This is a genomic window from Microcystis sp. M113S1, assembly GCF_020246945.1.
Taxonomy (GTDB): Bacteria; Cyanobacteriota; Cyanobacteriia; order Cyanobacteriales; family Microcystaceae; genus Microcystis.
Genome location: NZ_JADBSA010000306.1, coordinates 1 through 17,445 on the forward strand (window position 1 = coordinate 1; position 17,445 = coordinate 17,445).

The following is a 17,445-nucleotide window of genomic DNA, read 5'->3' on the forward strand; positions in this document are numbered from 1 at the left end:
CAGGGCTTGCGGTGTCAGTCTGTAGAGCGACCATAAGACCAGAACAGAGTAAATCTGTTAAGGCAGGTGCGAAAAATCCTTCGGGAAAGAAGCAGAAACCCAAATCGTGAGGTTTGGGAATCGCCGTCCGTTTTACGGCGGCGAGGATGTCAATCTATAGCTTATTTTACAGCAAATTCAGTATAGGGTCGAATATGTTCGGGTTTAAAGGCAAGGACAATTTGCTCTTTAGGAATACCAGCGGCTAATAAATCAGTGGCAATACCGTCTTCGGTTCCGTCTCGTTGTATCCAGATTTTACCATTAATAATTTGTAAATGCAGTAAACAGCCATGTACTCTTTCTCGGTTATCCCAACCTTCTAAGAGAATTAGATAGTTATCAGAGTCTTTGTCAATAATGAGGAGGCGGTTTACCTCTCCAGTAGCATAGCGCAAGTTTGCATAATAACGGAGAGATTCAATAATAATTTTTCTCATTTTTTCTAAACTATCCATCTTAAAATAACCTCCTCAATTTCGTCAAAAATCAATAATCTTAATCGTTTATTGTCTAATAAAACTTGACCAATAGGATCTTCAAAAATATCGGCAAAAGCTTGTTGATGAATTGCTAAATATAAAGTTCTTTCAGATTTTAGTTTTGTCAATAAATCATAGTATAAAATATATTGTCCTAATGCTTTTTCTAAGTCATCGATAGATGATTTGCCAACAAAACTTTTAATTTCAATGGCAATTTTTTGATTGTCTTTTTCGGCGGCAATAATTTTTTCTGCTCCCAAGTCAATATATAAATCTCTTTTTCCCCAGCGAATAATTAGGGGGTCATGGGTAATTGTCCAGCCATCTTTGTCTAAGGCAGTTCTCACGGTATCATGATAAATATCTTTTGCTGGCATTTTTATTATAACTGGCGAGACATTTGGTAAAAATCAGGTTGATGATTCATCTTCAAACTCCACATTAGTGAGCAAGATGCTCACATTACTATTTTCATCATACCGAAATAGATGAATATCGGTATAGAAGTTAGACAGGGTTTGACACATTCTAATGCAAGTAAGCATCTGTTCGGGAGTGGGTATCATTATTGATGGCTTTTTCCTCCAATTTACGAGTTTATACTTGTAATAAGTATAGCATAATACTGGATTGAAACAGCTAATTTAGTGCCTTAGATTTAACCCACATTCCGCACCCTAAAGTGTCACATTGAAAATTTTATCCAAATCGTCAAAACGATTGCTGGCTCTGAATTACAGGCTAATTTGTTTGTCTAGCAGATGCACAATTAGCCCTAAAAATCTGATAGCTCTGATACCAAATTATTGAGATAAACTCTCATTAAGCTGGCGATCGCTGACTAGAGTGTGACACTTCATAATTCTTAGTAATCGCTAAAAGTTTTACTATACAAGGGCTAGAGCAACTTTTGATTTCAACGACTAGGGTGCGGAATGTGGGATTTAAGAGAATGCGAGCATCCTGCTCGCTAATTATTCAGGTAGTCTGCTGGCTAGATGTTATATACTAAGCCAGAGCATTGGCACAAGCAATAACTGTTAACTGTTCACTGAATAAACCGTCCTCGACGACGCAACTACCCGCAGCCCGATGTTGTAGGTCCTGCTGACGGGGTAGTTGCGGTGGCGGGTGGCAGAACGGCAGTGTTGCGGGTTGTAGCTCCACGAACCACCGCGCAGCAGCCGATAATTATTCTCGTTCTCACTCAGCCAGGCACTGCCATCATCAGGCGCACCCTCATAACTATCATGCCAGTGGTCTGCACACCATTCCCAAACATTCCCGTGCATATCGTAGAGTCCATAACTATTCGCCGCTTGAAACCTTCCTACGGGAGTCGTCCTTCCACGAGCGGTTTCTGCATAATTCGCCAAAGCTGGGTCAATTTTCTGCCCAAAATGATAGGGAGGATAGGCCGGATTTTGGATTTTGGATTTTAGATTTTGGATTGATTCTTCACTGATAACTGACCTACAGGCATGTTCCCACTCAGCTTCACTGGGTAAGCGGTATTGATATCCTTGGCCTTTTTCCAGAGACCAGCGCGATAGCCTCTGGCAGAATTCTACCGCCTCATACCAAGTGATAGATTCCACAGGTCGGCGAAGGTCGCCTTTAAATTGTGAGGGATCTGGATTGAGATCTAGTTCAACTTTGGGGAAAGAAGAAGCCACCACCCACCAGTAGGACTGAGTTATTGGATACCTACTGATGAGGAAGGGAGAAACCTTGACTTTGTGTTGCGGACGCTCATTTGGATATGCCCCTTCTTCCCCTTCAGGGGAACCCATCCAGAACTCTCCGCCGGGAACTTCCACTATTTCTAGGTTTATTCCGTCTTCTAACTCTTCGATTACTGTGGCTGGTAGATCGTTTTCTGCGATGATTGAGAGGGCAATTTTTCCTTGCTTATCAACCTCTGCTGTCCAGATAGGAACCTCCTCTCCCCACTGCTTCAGCAACCAGGACGCTGACAGCCTTATCTGTGGTTTTTCCTTCTCATTTTCGAGTAAATTTCTCAACTTTTCTCGGTTTAAAAATGATTTGTTGGCTTCCTCTTTTTCTAAAGCTTGACAGTCTAAATCATCAATATCTGGCCTTCTCATATAAGAACGCAACTCCTCCTGACTACTAGCTTGGAGAAACTCTTTAGCCAAGTCCGTAGTTTCCACTGTGTCTTGATATTCTTGCAGGACTTTCTCCGCATCTGCTAACTTGTCACCCGACCACAAATAATACTGAGATTTGTTATTTTTTTGCCAGTCTTTGGCATCTTTATCCACCTGTTTGGCTAATTCTCTACCCTTGCGAGTTTCGGTTCGCCACAGATTCAGGTTGTCCCACTTTTCAATTAAAGCTTCATGGGCCAAATCTACCCAAGCTTCTTCTTCTCGTTCAGTTTTTCCCGTCACTAAAAGGCGACCTTTTACTAATCCTTGTTTTCCTTCAATCAGTTCTTTTAAAACTTTTTGTCCTTCTTGATTATCTCCAGCTAAAGACAAGATAAAGGCTTTCGGTTGACGCAATCTGGTATCTTTTTCCCCATCTCCTATTTGCAGAAGATTCAAGAAAATTCGCTTGATTAAAGTTTTCTCTGTTTCTGTTCGCTCCTGCTGCGGTGAGTCTTTTTCATAATCCCTATATTGATAGACTTTATCAGCTTGACAATTTAACGCTCCTACTATCCCACCTATCGCCTCATAAGCATCTAAAGTAACCTGATACTTTGCTTCATCTCGCCTCTGCCAAAGCTGGGTTAAAGCAAACTCTAATAATGGTAAAAATCCTGGTTCTTGTTTAATATCTTCAAGGATTTTATTGAGTAAATCATTAGTAACTTCATAGCCTTGCAGTTTGGCTGGTTCGGTGATAGCTTCTAGCAAATCTAATCCCCTTAGATATGGCAGGTATTCGGCGTTATTTTGAATCAGTTGTCGCAAAGAATCGTAACGTAAACAAGGTTCAATAAAATCCGCCCTCATGGTAGCAATAACTGCCAGGGGAGAGTCTGGAATTGTGGCAACTTGAGTAATCAATTCAATAAAGCGATCGCGCTGTTCCGCTAGAGCAAAAGTGAATAATTCCTCAAATTGATCTACCACCAGCAAGAATTTGTGTTCGCGGGGAAAAAGCTCTAATAGCGGTTTTAAGCCTTCCCTGTCTTGATTATTGATACATTGATCCAGCAATTGTTGATCATCTCGAAAATAGGGTAACAGCAGGCTTTCCAACATTGTCAACGGCTTAAATCCAGGCTTGATCGGTTCGAGAATTTGCCATCCTAATTCTTCCAACCAAGGAATCAATCCTGCCAGAACTACCGAAGATTTACCACTTCCAGAAGCACCAATCAGAGGGACAAAATTTAGCCGATCTAGCTTAGATTTGATGTCGTCCACCACTCGCTTGCGTCCGAAGAAAAATGGGCGTTCTTTCTTAGTAAACGCCAGCAATCCTTGATAGGGACAGCGCAATTCTCCCTTCTCATCTAGTAACGGTTTCACCTCTTTAACTTGAGGTTGCGCCCCATATTTGACCAGAATTAGCGATCGCCCAACTCCCATGCGAATCGGTTCTTGACCCTTCCCGCGCAATTCCCGCGAAACGAAATCAAACAGGCGATCGGCACTAATTTCTCCCGTTTTTGGGTCCGCCTCTTTTTGGGACAATCCTTTCAGTAAGGCGGCGGTGAACAAACTGTATTCCTCATCTTCCCAAGCCACCTGTTCTGACCGACAGGCGGTGATTAGGAAGTAATCTTGCTTGTCATTAAATGCTGAGAGGCTAGGTTCTAGCAAAGTGCGATCTAGTTCCCGATTTTCGGGCAATAACGCCCCCGCATGGCAACAGTCTAGCATTACCACCAGATTACTCAAATTAGAACGCCGCAATAAAGGATTGAGTTCTCGGTCTAAAGAAATGGCATTTTTGCCGTCGGGTTGGCTATCGGAGGTGGCGAGATAGGCTTCCCCGTCACCGATGCGATTGATCAGGCGAAAACCGTGTCCTGAAAAGTAGATCAAGACTTCTTGATTTTTGGTCTGCTCTCTCGATAAAATTTGCTGTAAGGCCTGCAAGACTTCATTCCCCGTTACCTTTCCTGGAACAACTTCGTAGCGTTTTTCTGCGGCAATCCAGCAATTGGGTAGGCGTTCTACATTGGCAAATGTCCCAGTATTCTCCAAGAATTTAGCAACAGCTTCCGCATCTTTGGCGGGTTTGCTCAAAGATGGCAGGAAATTGGGGTTATCGTAATGGTTAATGCCGATGACGAGGGCGTAGCGAGCCATAGACAGTCAGCAAGGGATAGAAATGTTTTTTATATTAGGTTGTTTTTTGGTAAACTGCAAGGAAAGCATAGGCCCTCCCTTAGATAATCTTTTCTTATCATCACAAGTACGGGAGAGCCAAGAAATAGTTAAGAAAAAAGTTAATTTTCAATTTCTGCATTATTTATGACTCGACTAACTCCGATCCAAATTGACGAAAACACTCTAATTTATATAGAGTCCACCGATGACCTAGAAATTCCTGCCGAGACAGTAAAAACCGAGGGAAGAGTTCCTAAAAGGGGAACTTCTATACCAGATAAACAGCAAATTTTGCAGAATTTTCAGACAATTGAAGATACAATTCGTACTTACACTACTTATACCTTAAACGCTTTTCGCAATTTAGCCATTGCCAACATTGAGGAAGTCACTTTACAATTTGGTGTGGAAATCGGCGGTGAGGTAGGAATCCCTTATATTACCAAAGGAACCGCTAAAAGTAATTTAAATATTACGGTTAAGTGTACCTTTCCTAAGCCGCCGAACTCGTCTGATTGATGGTTCAATATTTAACGTTTTCTGGTTCTTCCGTATATTACCAAAATAAGAGAGCCAAATAATCTTGATTAAGGTCTCTGGTCTTGATTTTGGGGATAACTGGGGAATAGATCCCTGGGGAAATCCTCGGCACTTAAACAGGTTTGTAAAGCTTGGGAGGGGTTATTTTTGTCCACATCACGACTGACAGCGATGACGCATTGGGAAAAGCGACCGGGTAATAAACTTTGACGACAGGAATCTAAAATCTGTGTAGAAATCCCTAATTTATCGGGTTCCTTGGCTGTTTCTGTTTCCGTTTGTTTGGGGGAATTAGCGGCAAACAAGGGGGCAGCGCGATGGATATCGACCACACAATTACCTAGGTCGATGGGACGACGCACCTGAAAACAAGCTTGCAGAGCCAGATTACCATTGATCGGGGTTTTGGATTTAATCATCGCCACACACCGGGATAATTCTTTAGGAATTAATGCTTCTGAACAAGCGGTGGCGGCATCTTGGGGACTGACTCCCGTGCGGACAATCTGACTGATACAGGCACTGAATTGATTATTGTTGCCAAATGCGATCGCTGCTCGGTTCATTTCTACTAAGCCAAGGGAAATAGCAGCGATTGCGCTCCAACTAGCAATTTTTTTAATATGGTTTTTCATTGTTTGCTCACACCGAAGATTTTAAGGCTAACTCGCCCTGATCTTAACAGATTCACAGAGAACAGGGAACACAGAGATGGGGGAAGGGAATTATGAAGTGGGGAGATGGGGGAATGGGGAGATGGGGGAATGGGGAGATGGGGGAATTTGACTAATACCCCAAAACCCTAACACCCTAACACCCCAAAACCCAAGGGCCAAAATTAGTATTCTGGTACAGTGGAATCGACTTCGCGACTCCAGGCGCTGATACCACCTTTAACGTTAATTCCTTCGATACCTGCCTCTTTGAGGATAGCGAGGGCTTTAGCGGAACGTCCCCCCATCTTACAATGGGCGATGAGACGATAACCGTTGACTAATTCCTTAATTTTGGGAATTGCCGCACCATTTTCGATATCGGGTAAGGGAATTAATACCGAGTTGGGAATCTTAGCGATTTGGTACTCGTTGGGATTACGCACATCGATGAGAATGTAATCATTGGCCTCGCTGTCAAGTAGGGTCTTTAACTCTACTACGGTTATTTCTGTCATTTTTTGCTGTTCTGCTGCTTCTTGTGCTTGAGCTTGCGGGATACCGCAGAATTGTTCGTAATCAATTAGTTTTTCAATGACGGGACGGATGGGATTCGGACGCAATTTTAACTCACGGAATTTCATTTCCCAAGCATTGTAAAGCAGTAAACGACCACTGAGGGTATCCGGTGCGCCGAGGATAATTTTAATGGCTTCTGTGGCTTGAATTGTGCCGATTACTCCGGGTAAAACTCCTAAAACGCCGCCTTCCGCACAGGAGGGAACCATCCCCGGTGGTGGCGGTTCGGGATAGAGATCGCGGTAGTTGGGACCGCCTTGGTAGTTAAAAACGGTTGCCTGTCCTTCAAAGCGGAAAATTGAGCCATAGACGTTGGGTTTGTCGAGAAGAACACAAGCATCATTAGTCAGATAACGGGTGGGGAAATTATCTGTCCCGTCGATGACTACATCATAGGGAGCTAAAATGTCAAGGGCATTTTCGGAACTTATGCGGGTTTCGTACAAATCCACCTGACAATAGGGGTTAATTTCTAGAATTCTGTCCTTAGCGGAAACAATTTTCGGTTTACCTACCCAAGAAGTGCCGTGAATAATTTGACGTTGCAGATTGGAACTATCGACGATATCGAAGTCAACAATACCGATTCTACCGATGCCAGCCGCCGCTAGATAGAGTAAAAGCGGGGAACCGAGTCCTCCGGTGCCGATGCAGAGAACACTGGCGGCTTTTAGTTTTTTTTGACCTTCTAAGCCCACTTCGGGCAGAATAATATGTCGAGAGTAGCGTTGAACCTCCTCTTTGGAAAGTTCGATCGCCGCGAGATGAGGATTTAGCATAGATTGGGTAAATAGTGAAACCTGACTCGATTCGGGCTAGAATTTCGTCTCAGCACGCTTTAGAGACAAAAATCAGGAAGACTCGATCGCTTCCTGTTTTTTCAATTCTTTCTATGCTTATGATAGTGTGAGGGTCTGGCTCCCTGTTGTTAATATTAGTTAACTTTCCCCTGCCACTTGGGTGCGGTATTCACTAGCGGAGAGGGTATCAGCCAAGGCAGTATCGGGATTTTCTACCCGCACTTTTAATAACCAACCCTCCCCGTGGGGATCATCGGCAATTAATTCGGGGGAGTCAATCATCGCTTGATTGCGATCAACTACGGTTCCCGAGACGGGAGGATAAAGATCTTCTACCGCTTTTACCGATTCAATCGTGCCGAAACTACTACCTACTTCCAGCACCTCTCCCAATTCGGGCAATTCTAGAAACACGATATCACCCAATTGATCGACGGCAAAAGCACTAATTCCCAAGGTAGCGATTTCACCTTCGAGTCTGACGTATTCGTGGGTTTCTAGGTATCTCAAATCCTCGGGATATTCCAGTTCCATCGTCTGTCTCTAAATATTTACAGCATCAGTTAGTTTACTAGATCTCTTGGGGAAAATGTTGATCGGGTGGGGCTGTTTTATTGGCGATCGCTGTAAACCCCACTCAGGAAGCTTTGGCTAAAATGGTCTTCTGGTTTAAAAACTGAATCGCCGTTTGGTATTGACTATCTTTTTCGGTGCCGATTTGCTCATAGGTGATCGGTTCCTGTGCCACCACTCGATCGGGCATAATTCCTAACTTATGAATATCATGGTGGGCGGGAGTTTCATATTTGGCCACGGTAATCGCTAATCCTGCCCCATCGGGTAACTCGAATAAGGACTGAATTAATCCCTTACCGAAAGTCTTTTCTCCCACTAAAACCCCCCGTTGATTGTCCTGTAATGCTCCGGCTAAAATCTCGCTGGCACTGGCGGTTCCCTGATTGACCAAAACGACTAAAGGCGCGTCAGTTAAAGCATTACCAGAAGCGGCAAAACTATCGGCAATTCCCTCACGATTAACCGTATAAACGATCGTTCCCTGATTAATCCACATCCGAGCGATTTCTATGCCCGCTTGCAGTAACCCACCGGGGTTATTTCTTAAATCCAAAATATAACCCTTGGCTCCTTGTTTTTGTAAATTCGTCACCGCTTCCGAGACTTCTTTGGCAGCGTTAGCACTAAATTGATTTAAGCGCACATAACCGATCGGCAAGGAACTAGAATTTTTATCTAAAACCGCTACCACTGGACTTAAAGAAATGCGTTGACGGGTTAAAGATAGGGTTTTTGGTTGACTTTTTTGATCGGGAAGAATGACTAAGGAAACTTCTGTTCCGGGAGTCCCGCGCATTTTGGCCGCTGCTGCATCGAGGGTTAAAGTAGTAGTATCGATGCCATCAATAAACAAAATGCGATCGTGGCTAGTTAAACCAGCGGCCTCAGCAGGAGAACCGGCAAGGGGGGCAACCACTTCTAAGTAACCATTGTCGGGATTGATATTAATTTGCAGTCCTACCCCCGATAATTCCCCCGTGGTGCTAATTTGTAGGTTATGGTATTGATCCGGTCGCAAGAGACGGGTAAAGGGTTCATCGAGAGTAGCTAACATCTGTTCGATCGCATTGTAGGCCGCCGTCCGATCGTTGAGGGGTTTTTTGATGAATTGTTCCCGCACCTGCCACCAGTTTTGATGATTAAATGTGTCATCATAATAAGATTGGTTGACTAATCGCCAAGATTGCAGTAGTAATTTTTGTTCTTCGCTAAAGGCGGCTGCTGTGGGTGTCCATGCCATCCAAGTTAGACAAAACCAAAATCCCACCAATAATCCCACCCACAACGATTTTTTTCTCATCTTGCTTCTCTTATAAATCAAGTGCTGATCTGCTGATTATTTTCAGTATAGTCTTTTCTCTGAAATCGATTCTTATCTGGCAACTCTTTCCCTTCAAGGCATTCCCATAAAAAAAGAGGGTAGTTATGGTTAACTACCCGAAAAATTCTACTAGATCGGTGCCATTAAGCGATCGCTTAATTGTTCAGCTACTAGACAGCCACAACTTTTTTGCTGACTTGGGTTAATTGCCCTTTAGCATATTTGGCTGCGTAATCATCAAGGGACATTTGTTTGATTTTGCTGGCGTTACCGGCGGTACTAAATTGTTGATAGCGATCGGCACAAACTTTCTGCATATAGGTGATCGAGGGTTTCAAGAAGAAACGGGGATCAAACTCTTTCGGGTTGCTGAAAAGTGCTTCCCGAACTGCGGCGGTAATTGCTAAACGGCAGTCGGTGTCGATATTGATTTTACGCACACCACTCTTGATGCCTTTTTGGATTTCTTCCACGGGTACACCGTAGGTTTCAGGGATAGCGCCACCGAATTGGTTGATTAATTCTAGGAGATCTTCGGGAACCGAGGAAGAACCGTGCATAACCAAGTGGGTATTGGGTAAGCGGCTGTGAATTTCTTCAATGCGGCTAATAGCAAGAATTTCGCCAGTGGGTTTGCGGGTAAATTTGTAAGCACCGTGGCTAGTACCAATCGCTACTGCTAAAGCATCTACTTGGGTTCTTTCGACGAAATCCACCGCTTCATCGGGATCAGTTAACAGCATCGAGTGATCTAATTCCCCTTCAAAACCGTGTCCATCTTCCGCTTCTCCTTTACCGGTTTCTAAGGAACCTAAGCAACCGAGTTCCCCTTCCACACTAGCGCCGATCGAGTGAGCAACTTTTACTACTTCAGCAGTAACGTTAACGTTGTACTCGTAGGTGGCGGGAGTTTTGGCATCCGCTTCTAAGGAACCATCCATCATGACACTGGTGAAACCGTTACGGATCGCCGAGTAGCAGGTGGCGGGTTCATTACCGTGATCTTGGTGCATCACGATGGGGATATGAGGATAGGTTTCCACCGCGGCGGTGATCAAGTGACGCAGGAAGTTTTCCCCTGCATATTTGCGCGCACCGCGAGAAGCTTGCAGGATAACGGGGCTATCGGTGGCTGCCGCCGCTTGCATGATCGCTTGGATCTGCTCCATATTATTTACGTTAAAAGCGGGGATGCCATATCCGTTCTCAGCCGCGTGATCCAACAATAACCGCATGGGGACGAGTGCCATATCCTTTACTCCTTAATCTATTTCTTGTTTTTTGTCTCTTTAAATTCAAGAAAGTTAATTCTCTTACCTGTTAATCTTAAGATAGTTTTTACACTTTGACGATCCCCAAAAAAAATTTTTCAGGGTTTCGTCCTAAGATGACCACAATCTCCGTTGCGCTGGTCCTTTAAGTAGTTCGTGTGTATTAAATAGCAGCTGGGGAATCGGCAATTTTTCCGGGCAGCGAGGTAAACAATCACCGCATTCAGTACAATTATTCGCTTTGCGTCCGGGGAACCAATGACCGGCATTTTCCAGCATTCGATAGCGATACTGGCCAAAATCGGTCATTTCGTAAGCTACTGCCAGATTCCGCAGTCTCAACACTTCAGGGATATTAATATTTTCGGGACAGGGTAAACATTGATAACATTGGCTACATAAATCTGTAGCCAATTTATCGGTTAAATGTGTCTCTAAACGCTTAAAAACGGCAATTTCTGCCGCATCTAGGGGCTGATCTCCTTCGCATACGTTAATAATTGCCTCTAATTCCTCCGGTATCGCTGCCCCGACGCTGAGGGTATTAATGCGCGGATCGCTCAATAAAAAGCGATAATTTAGCTCTAGGGGTGAAAAAGGAGCGCATAATTCCTCTAGCTTCTTGGGAGGTCTGTGGAGACCACCTCCCTTATCAGCAGGGGAAATGATAAACACACCCATGTCCTTTGCTTGGGCTAAAGCGATCGCAGGTTGCTGTCTTTGCCAAAAAAAATAGTAATGGATATTGACAAAAGCGAAGAAATCTGTATTGATCGTCTCCAGAATAATTTCTAGGGGTGCATGGGTAGAAAAGCCAATATGACCGATTTTTCCAGCTTCTTGGGCCATAAAAACGGCTTTCATGCAGCCTTGCGGGTCTTTAATCCAGTTTAAATGCTCGCAGGTGTTAATACCGTGAATTGCTAGACAATCCAGGTAATTTAATTGTAATCGTTCTAGGGATTCGGCGATCGCTTTTTCCATAGTTTGGCGATCGGGAGTGGGGACCAATTTCGTAGTCAGATAAACTTGCTCCCGCACCCCTTGACGCTGCAGGTAGCGACCGAGAAAAACTTCGCTATTACCGTAACCTCTGGCTGTTTCTAGGTGATTAATCCCCAATTCTAGGGCGCGATCAACTGTTGCGGTAAACACCGACTCTGAGGACAAACAGCGCATTGTCCCCAGGGAAAACAGCGAAAATTGCCAATTAGTACGGCCAAATCGTCGATAACGCATTGATTCAGTTATCAGTTATCAGTTACCAGTTATCAGTTATCAGTTACCAGTTGTCAGCTTTTGAAGGCAAGAGGCAACAGGCACTCGTGCAAAAGACAGAATCTGACAATTCTCCTACCTAAAAAGAAGGTTAGAAACTAAGCACATCAAAGCTTTTAGCTTAACCAATTAGATCTTAGATTCGGCCCTTGTTATCAGTTATCAGTTAGAAGGTATTGGGGTGTGGGGTGTGGAGTGTGGGGAGAAAAAAGCTGCCCCCTGATTCCTGACTCCTGAAATTTCACTGATCACTAAAATCACCGCGACGTTGGATCAGGTCTGAGGGGCTAAGATTGGAGACAAAATTGCGAAAAGCTTGACGTTCCTCTTCATCCGCGTCACGATCGACAGGGATAGAAGCAGAAGCGATCACTTCTTCCATTACCCAGACAGGACTGTTGGTACGCAGAGCAATAGCGATCGCATCACTGGGACGACAATCGATTTCTTTTTTGACTTCGCCGCGCTGGAGACAGAGAACAGCATAAAAGGTATTATCTTGGAGAGAATGGATGATAATCTTTTCTAAATCCATGTCCCAAACTTTAAAAATATTAGCGATCAAATCGTGGGTGAGGGGACGAGGGGGTTTTTGTTGTTCGAGGACGGTCATAATGGCCTTAGCCTGATCTTGTCCGATGTAGATAGGTAGAGCGCGACGCTCGGAACCATCCTTGAGCAGTACAATGGGACTGCGAGTGATAGCGTCTAGGGCAATTCCAGCGACTTTCATTTCGATCATGACTATGGCTTCTCCAAGATAGAGATTCAGCTAGGGAAGGAGTGGGAAAGCAACCTGAGTAATATAGTGCTTAGTTACACTCACAGTATGCCCTAAGATGGCAGAGATTAGCCTCATCTTTAACGAAAAAAATACATCACCTGCCATCAGGCCTGAATCAGTGATCAGCTTTTTTCTCCCCACTCCGTTCTCCCCTCTCCCCAACTAAATTACTTAATTTGTGCTACGATAACAGTTTTGGGATAAATTTAAATAGGAGCAGACTGTCTGTATGTCTCGTTATAGAGGACCGCGCTTGCGCATTGTGCGTCGTTTAGGGGAATTACCAGGCTTAACCCGTAAAAGTGCCCGTCGTGCCTATGCACCCGGGCAACATGGCCAGGCCCGCAAAAAACGTTCAGAATATGCCATTCGTCTAGAAGAAAAACAAAAACTGCGTTTTAACTACGGTGTCAGCGAGAAACAATTAATTCGCTATGTCCGCAAAGCTCGCCGGGCTACTGGTTCCACTGGTCAAGTGCTGCTGCAACTCTTAGAAATGCGTCTGGATAATACCGTTTTCCGTCTCGGTATGGCTGGGACAATTCCGGGGGCGCGACAATTAGTCAATCACGGTCACGTCACCGTTAACGGTAGAGTTGTGGATATTGCCAGTTATCAGTGCCGTCCGGGTGATGTGATTGGAGTCAGAAATCAAGAGCGTTCCCAGGATCTAGTCAAAAGAAATATGGAATACCCCGGTTTAGCCAACCTGCCGAGTCATTTGGAATTTGACAAAAATACCCTTGTGGGCAAAGTTAATGGCGTTGTGGAAAGAGAATGGATTGCCCTCTCGATTAATGAACTGTTAGTAGTGGAATACTACTCTCGGAAAGTCTAGGAAAAAAGCCTTTTCCAGATACCTTGAGGACGCAAGTGGCAGCGTCCTTATTTTATCGAAAATTTGGGTTAAAACCCCGTCCTTTTAGGACGGCTTTAAGCTACAATGGAAAAAGCGATAACCAAGCTAAAAACTGAACCTTGACCACAGATAATAGGGGGTTTCGTTCAGAAAAGACTTCAAATTCGGCCTTGAACGAGTAAAACTTTCTAGGAAATAAGGTTGAACATTGGATTTTTTCGACTTGTTCAAAGTGGCCGGAGGGCATTCGGACACTCAAAACGGACGGGTCGAAAGTGTCAGACTTAAGCAATTAAGCGTTTTTCAGTGAAGCGTCAACCCCGTTCAGCGACCACCCTAAAAAAGTGGCGTGGTGAGGAATCGCCGTCCGTTTTACGGCGGCGAGGATGTCAACTCGGCTGACCTCCTTTGAAATTATCTGTAGTATTTCCTACTTTTCCCTCCTTTCCTCTATACTTAATTATTTTTTAATATTTACTTCTGTGACGATTGGTCAGGTTTTATTAAGTAATGCTGCGGATGGAGGGAAACGCCGAGAATTTGTGATAGCCATACCTCAAAATCGTGGATTGGATAAGCTTGCTCCCCCGTCAAGGGATTTACCATTGGTTTCACCAGAATGGTAAACATTCCCAGACGATTTCCCGCTAAAACATCGGTAAACAAGCGATCGCCAACCATAGCAATTTGTTGGGGGGGGAGACTCATGGCTGCCATCGCTTGCCGGAGTTTGCGTCGAGAGGGTTTCACCGCACCGAGAAGGTAGGGAAGTTGTAAATTATCAGCGATCGCACCGATCCGATTTTCGCTAAGATTATTACTTACCAACCAAATCGGTAGATAAAGACGCAAGGAATCGACCCAACGCTGTAAATCGTCAGAAACCGTCGTTTCCTGGAGGGGAACAAGGGTATCGTCCACATCGAGAATCAATCCTTTAATTTGATGCTGACTCAAAATCTCCAGACTGAGACCGAGAATCGTATCCCCTAAAATTAAATCAGGTTGTAGAATTTTTGCTCTAGTCATTAACTTCTCAAAAATAACTCGCACTGAGTCGATCGAACTCAGCTTGCTCAAAAAACCATGGACTTATTTAGTATAAATGACTGACTGCCTCTGAAAATCTGGCCCGACCAATCCTTTCACTTGGCCGCTTGAATCACCTGTAAACTGCCACCAGCGTATAATTTTTGTTGACAATCACGAAAACCGATCGCCTGTAAAGATCGGATGAGATCGGTATCGATAAACTGCCAAGCGGTATGGGTTTCAAATAATTGCAAAAATAGGGCCAAAGAAGGCCAAAAAAGCGGGTTAGTGGGTCGATGAAAATCCACGAGGGCAAAAATTCCCCCCGGTCTGAGAACTCGATACACTTCTTTGAGGATTTCCTCTAACTGCTCTGGTTCCATTTCGTGGAGAGCGGCGCTAGTATGGACAAGGGCGAATTCTCCGGCATTAAAGGGCATTTTTTCGGCTAATCCCTCCACATAATGCGCTTGCGGCACCGCTAAACTAGCTCGCTGTAGGGCCACAGGAGAGACATCTAAACCGGTACAGCGATCGGATAGGGGTACTAAATAACGGGTGGTTTGACCCGCACCACAACAAAGATCGAGGATAGGGTCATTTTTAGCGATTTTTAAACCTTCTAGGGCTAATTGCCGAAAACGGGACTCCCCACCCACTGCTAGGGCAGCCAGACGGGAGATACCATCGTAAAGCCATTGATATTGATAACTGAGGGGACGTAAAATTGTCGCCAAGATCAACCTCCAAGATTTGATTAAGTTCTATATTGTCTGTAATTTGTTTTAACGGTTCCACCGATATATTGTTAAACTTGGTAAAGAATCTGAAAATTTAAAAATTATCTGTTAACACTATGGGTCGCGTTGGGGTTTTATTATTAAATTTGGGTGGACCGGAGCGGTTAGAGGATGTGCGTCCTTTTCTATTTAACCTTTTTTCTGACCCAGAAATCATCCGTTTGCCGATCAAAGGATTACAAAAACCGTTAGCTTGGTTAATATCGACGCTAAGAGCGAGTAAATCCCAGGAAAATTACCGTCAGATTGGTGGTGGCTCCCCTTTACTCAAGATTACGGAAGCACAGGCCACGGCACTGCAACAACGTCTCGCGGAAATGGGCCGCGAGGTGAGCGTTTATATCGGGATGCGTTACTGGAATCCCTTCACCGAAGAAGCGATCGAGCGGATTAAACGGGATCATATCAAAAAATTAGTTATTCTGCCCCTTTATCCCCAATTTTCCATCAGTACCAGTGGTTCCAGTTTTCGTGTGCTGGAGGAAATGTGGCAGCAAGACCCCTATCTGCGTTTGACGGAATATACTCTCATCCCCTCTTGGTACGATCATCCCACTTATCTGAGTGCTATGGCCGATCTGATCGCGCGAGAATTAGAGCAGTGTACTAATCCCGACCAAGTACATATCTTTTTTAGCGCCCATGGTGTCCCCCAAAGTTATGTGGAGGAAGCGGGAGATCCCTATCAAAGGCAAATTGAAGAATGCACTAGGGCGATCATGCGTACGCTCAACCGACCCAATCAGTACACTTTAGCCTATCAAAGTCGCGTCGGTCCGGTGGAATGGCTAAAACCCTACACTGAAGATGCTTTGAAAGAGTTGGGAGAGCAGGGAATTAAGCATTTACTGGTCGTGCCGATTAGCTTTGTCTCGGAACACATCGAAACTCTGCAAGAAATCGATATAGAGTACCGAGAAGTGGCGGAAGAAGCGGGAATTGAACATTTTCAGCGAGTACCGGCTCTTAACACTCACCCGATGTTTATCGAATCTCTCTCCCAGTTAGTGGTAAAATCCCTAGACGAGAAACCCACCACTTTCGAGCAAATTACCCGTCCGAAAGCGAATATGAAAATGTATCCCCAGGAGCGTTGGGAATGGGGGATGACAACGGCAGCCGAGGTGTGGAATGGTCGATTAGCGATGATCGGTTTTCTGGCAATTATTATCGAATTAATTACTGGTCAAGGACCGTTACATTTTGTTGGTTTATTATAACCCCGATCTTCGCTGCAATTGCCTTTGACGGTAATTTCTCACCCTGTGTAACCACCAAGACAAGGTTGGGTTTAAGTATGTTTAACCCAACCATTGGCGATTTTATCTTCTCTTAGGACATCATATTAGCAGAACGAACATTAACGTTAACTTCTAGCCTGCCATTGCCGAGCATATCTAACCCAGTGACGCTAAACAGATTAGCTTTAATCCCCCTTTCCTGAAAATTAGCCTGTAATTCTTTGATGAGAACCTCTTCCACTTTCCCTTCATCATCTGCTAGAGCTTGGACGATTTTAGCGGCAAAAGAGCCAATTTTTGCGCTCAATATTTCTTCCACATTGGTAATCTCGATAATAACCATTGATTTTTCTTCTTAGTAGAGGATAAATAGCTTGACAAGCCAATAAGAACAGAATTTGCGATAAAATAGAGCTGCTCTCATCGAAAATTTTGGGTCTGAAACCCCGTCGTTCTACGACGGCTTTACTGTTAAATACTAACACATTTACGAAATATATGCCAGAATGTGAGACATGGAAAAAGCCTACTCGTTCCGATTTTACCCCACACCCGAACAAGAGTCGCTATTGCGGCGCACCTTGGGCTGTGTAAGATTGGTTTACAACAAAGCTCTCCACGAACGAACACAAGCTTGGTATGAAAGACAAGAAAGAGTAGGATATACTGAAACCTCTTCAATGCTAACCGATTGGAAAAAGCAAGAAGAATTAGACTTTTTAAACGAAGTTAGTTGTGTACCTTTACAACAAGGGTTAAGACACCTACAAACAGCTTTTACCAATTTCTTTGCTGGTCGTACTAAGTATCCTAACTTTAAGAAAAAACATCAAGGAGGAAGTGCCGAATTTACCAAATCTGCTTTTAAATTTAA

Annotated in this window: 18 protein-coding genes; 4 read left to right on the top strand and 14 right to left on the bottom strand. The window is 44.2% G+C overall.

The window, feature by feature from the left end:
- Window positions 1-161 precede the first annotated feature (161 nt).
- From IM319_RS15475 to IM319_RS15485, 4 genes are all read right to left on the bottom strand, one after another.
- On the bottom strand, window positions 162-497 hold the full coding sequence (locus tag IM319_RS15475) for a XisI protein (RefSeq protein ID WP_002736025.1): 336 nt from the start codon (window positions 495-497) through the stop codon (window positions 162-164).
- The gene (locus IM319_RS15480) at window positions 485-901 is read right to left on the bottom strand and encodes a XisH family protein (RefSeq protein WP_287736176.1); all 417 of its coding nucleotides are present in this window, start codon (window positions 899-901) and stop codon (window positions 485-487) included. Before IM319_RS15480 ends, IM319_RS15475 begins: the two co-directional genes overlap by 13 nt.
- A gap of 33 nt (window positions 902-934) precedes the next feature.
- Window positions 935-1,090: a DUF6888 family protein gene (locus IM319_RS22755; RefSeq protein WP_002737946.1), complete on the bottom strand. Its 156-nt coding sequence runs from the start codon at window positions 1,088-1,090 to the stop codon at window positions 935-937.
- A gap of 474 nt (window positions 1,091-1,564) precedes the next feature.
- A complete protein-coding gene (locus tag IM319_RS15485) occupies window positions 1,565-4,816 on the bottom strand; it encodes an SUMF1/EgtB/PvdO family nonheme iron enzyme (protein WP_287736177.1) in 3,252 nt (1,083 codons plus the stop codon).
- Between the two features lie 165 nt (window positions 4,817-4,981).
- Between IM319_RS15485 and IM319_RS15490 the strand changes: the two genes are divergently transcribed.
- Window positions 4,982-5,356 carry a CU044_2847 family protein gene (locus IM319_RS15490; RefSeq protein WP_004159145.1) on the top strand — a complete coding sequence of 125 codons (375 nt, stop codon included), beginning with the start codon at window positions 4,982-4,984 and terminating at the stop codon, window positions 5,354-5,356.
- Window positions 5,357-5,424: 68 nt separating this feature from the next.
- Here the strand turns inward: IM319_RS15490 and IM319_RS15495 are convergent, their stop codons facing one another.
- The 7 genes from IM319_RS15495 to IM319_RS15525 form a co-directional block, all read right to left on the bottom strand.
- Window positions 5,425-6,012 (bottom strand): hypothetical protein, encoded by a 588-nt coding sequence (locus tag IM319_RS15495; RefSeq protein WP_287736178.1) that lies wholly within the window; start codon window positions 6,010-6,012, stop codon window positions 5,425-5,427.
- A 203-nt stretch (window positions 6,013-6,215) separates the two neighbouring features.
- Window positions 6,216-7,388 (bottom strand): molybdopterin-synthase adenylyltransferase MoeB, encoded by a 1,173-nt coding sequence (gene moeB, locus IM319_RS15500; RefSeq protein ID WP_286823667.1) that lies wholly within the window; start codon window positions 7,386-7,388, stop codon window positions 6,216-6,218.
- 159 nt (window positions 7,389-7,547) lie between these two features.
- A complete protein-coding gene (gene gcvH / locus IM319_RS15505) occupies window positions 7,548-7,943 on the bottom strand; it encodes a glycine cleavage system protein GcvH (RefSeq protein ID WP_287686465.1) in 396 nt (131 codons plus the stop codon).
- A 103-nt stretch (window positions 7,944-8,046) separates the two neighbouring features.
- Entirely contained in the window at window positions 8,047-9,285 is a 1,239-nt protein-coding gene (gene ctpA / locus IM319_RS15510; RefSeq protein WP_286825612.1) for a carboxyl-terminal processing protease CtpA, read from the bottom strand.
- Window positions 9,286-9,476: 191 nt separating this feature from the next.
- Window positions 9,477-10,556: a class II fructose-bisphosphate aldolase gene (gene fba, locus IM319_RS15515; protein ID WP_286825611.1), complete on the bottom strand. Its 1,080-nt coding sequence runs from the start codon at window positions 10,554-10,556 to the stop codon at window positions 9,477-9,479.
- 132 nt (window positions 10,557-10,688) lie between these two features.
- Window positions 10,689-11,816 carry an aldo/keto reductase gene (locus IM319_RS15520; RefSeq protein WP_286825610.1) on the bottom strand — a complete coding sequence of 376 codons (1,128 nt, stop codon included), beginning with the start codon at window positions 11,814-11,816 and terminating at the stop codon, window positions 10,689-10,691.
- Between the two features lie 280 nt (window positions 11,817-12,096).
- Complete coding sequence (locus IM319_RS15525) at window positions 12,097-12,597, bottom strand: bifunctional nuclease family protein (RefSeq protein ID WP_286825609.1); 501 nt, start codon at window positions 12,595-12,597, stop codon at window positions 12,097-12,099.
- A gap of 271 nt (window positions 12,598-12,868) precedes the next feature.
- On the opposite strand from IM319_RS15525, the gene rpsD reads away from it, so the two are divergent.
- Complete coding sequence (gene rpsD / locus IM319_RS15530) at window positions 12,869-13,477, top strand: 30S ribosomal protein S4 (protein WP_287686471.1); 609 nt, start codon at window positions 12,869-12,871, stop codon at window positions 13,475-13,477.
- Window positions 13,478-13,972: 495 nt separating this feature from the next.
- Here rpsD and IM319_RS15535 read toward each other — a convergent pair whose 3' ends face one another.
- Complete coding sequence (locus IM319_RS15535) at window positions 13,973-14,527, bottom strand: YqeG family HAD IIIA-type phosphatase (protein WP_286823573.1); 555 nt, start codon at window positions 14,525-14,527, stop codon at window positions 13,973-13,975.
- Between the two features lie 116 nt (window positions 14,528-14,643).
- Window positions 14,644-15,267: a class I SAM-dependent methyltransferase gene (locus tag IM319_RS15540; RefSeq protein WP_287736180.1), complete on the bottom strand. Its 624-nt coding sequence runs from the start codon at window positions 15,265-15,267 to the stop codon at window positions 14,644-14,646.
- 119 nt (window positions 15,268-15,386) lie between these two features.
- Between IM319_RS15540 and hemH the strand changes: the two genes are divergently transcribed.
- A complete protein-coding gene (gene hemH / locus IM319_RS15545; protein WP_287686355.1) occupies window positions 15,387-16,550 on the top strand; it encodes a ferrochelatase in 1,164 nt (387 codons plus the stop codon).
- Between the two features lie 112 nt (window positions 16,551-16,662).
- Here hemH and IM319_RS15550 read toward each other — a convergent pair whose 3' ends face one another.
- A complete protein-coding gene (locus IM319_RS15550) occupies window positions 16,663-16,914 on the bottom strand; it encodes a hypothetical protein (protein WP_002739055.1) in 252 nt (83 codons plus the stop codon).
- 172 nt (window positions 16,915-17,086) lie between these two features.
- Here IM319_RS15550 and IM319_RS15555 point away from each other — a divergent pair.
- A partial coding sequence (locus IM319_RS15555) for an RNA-guided endonuclease InsQ/TnpB family protein (protein WP_287736181.1) occupies window positions 17,087-17,445 on the top strand: 359 nt, incomplete at its 3' end.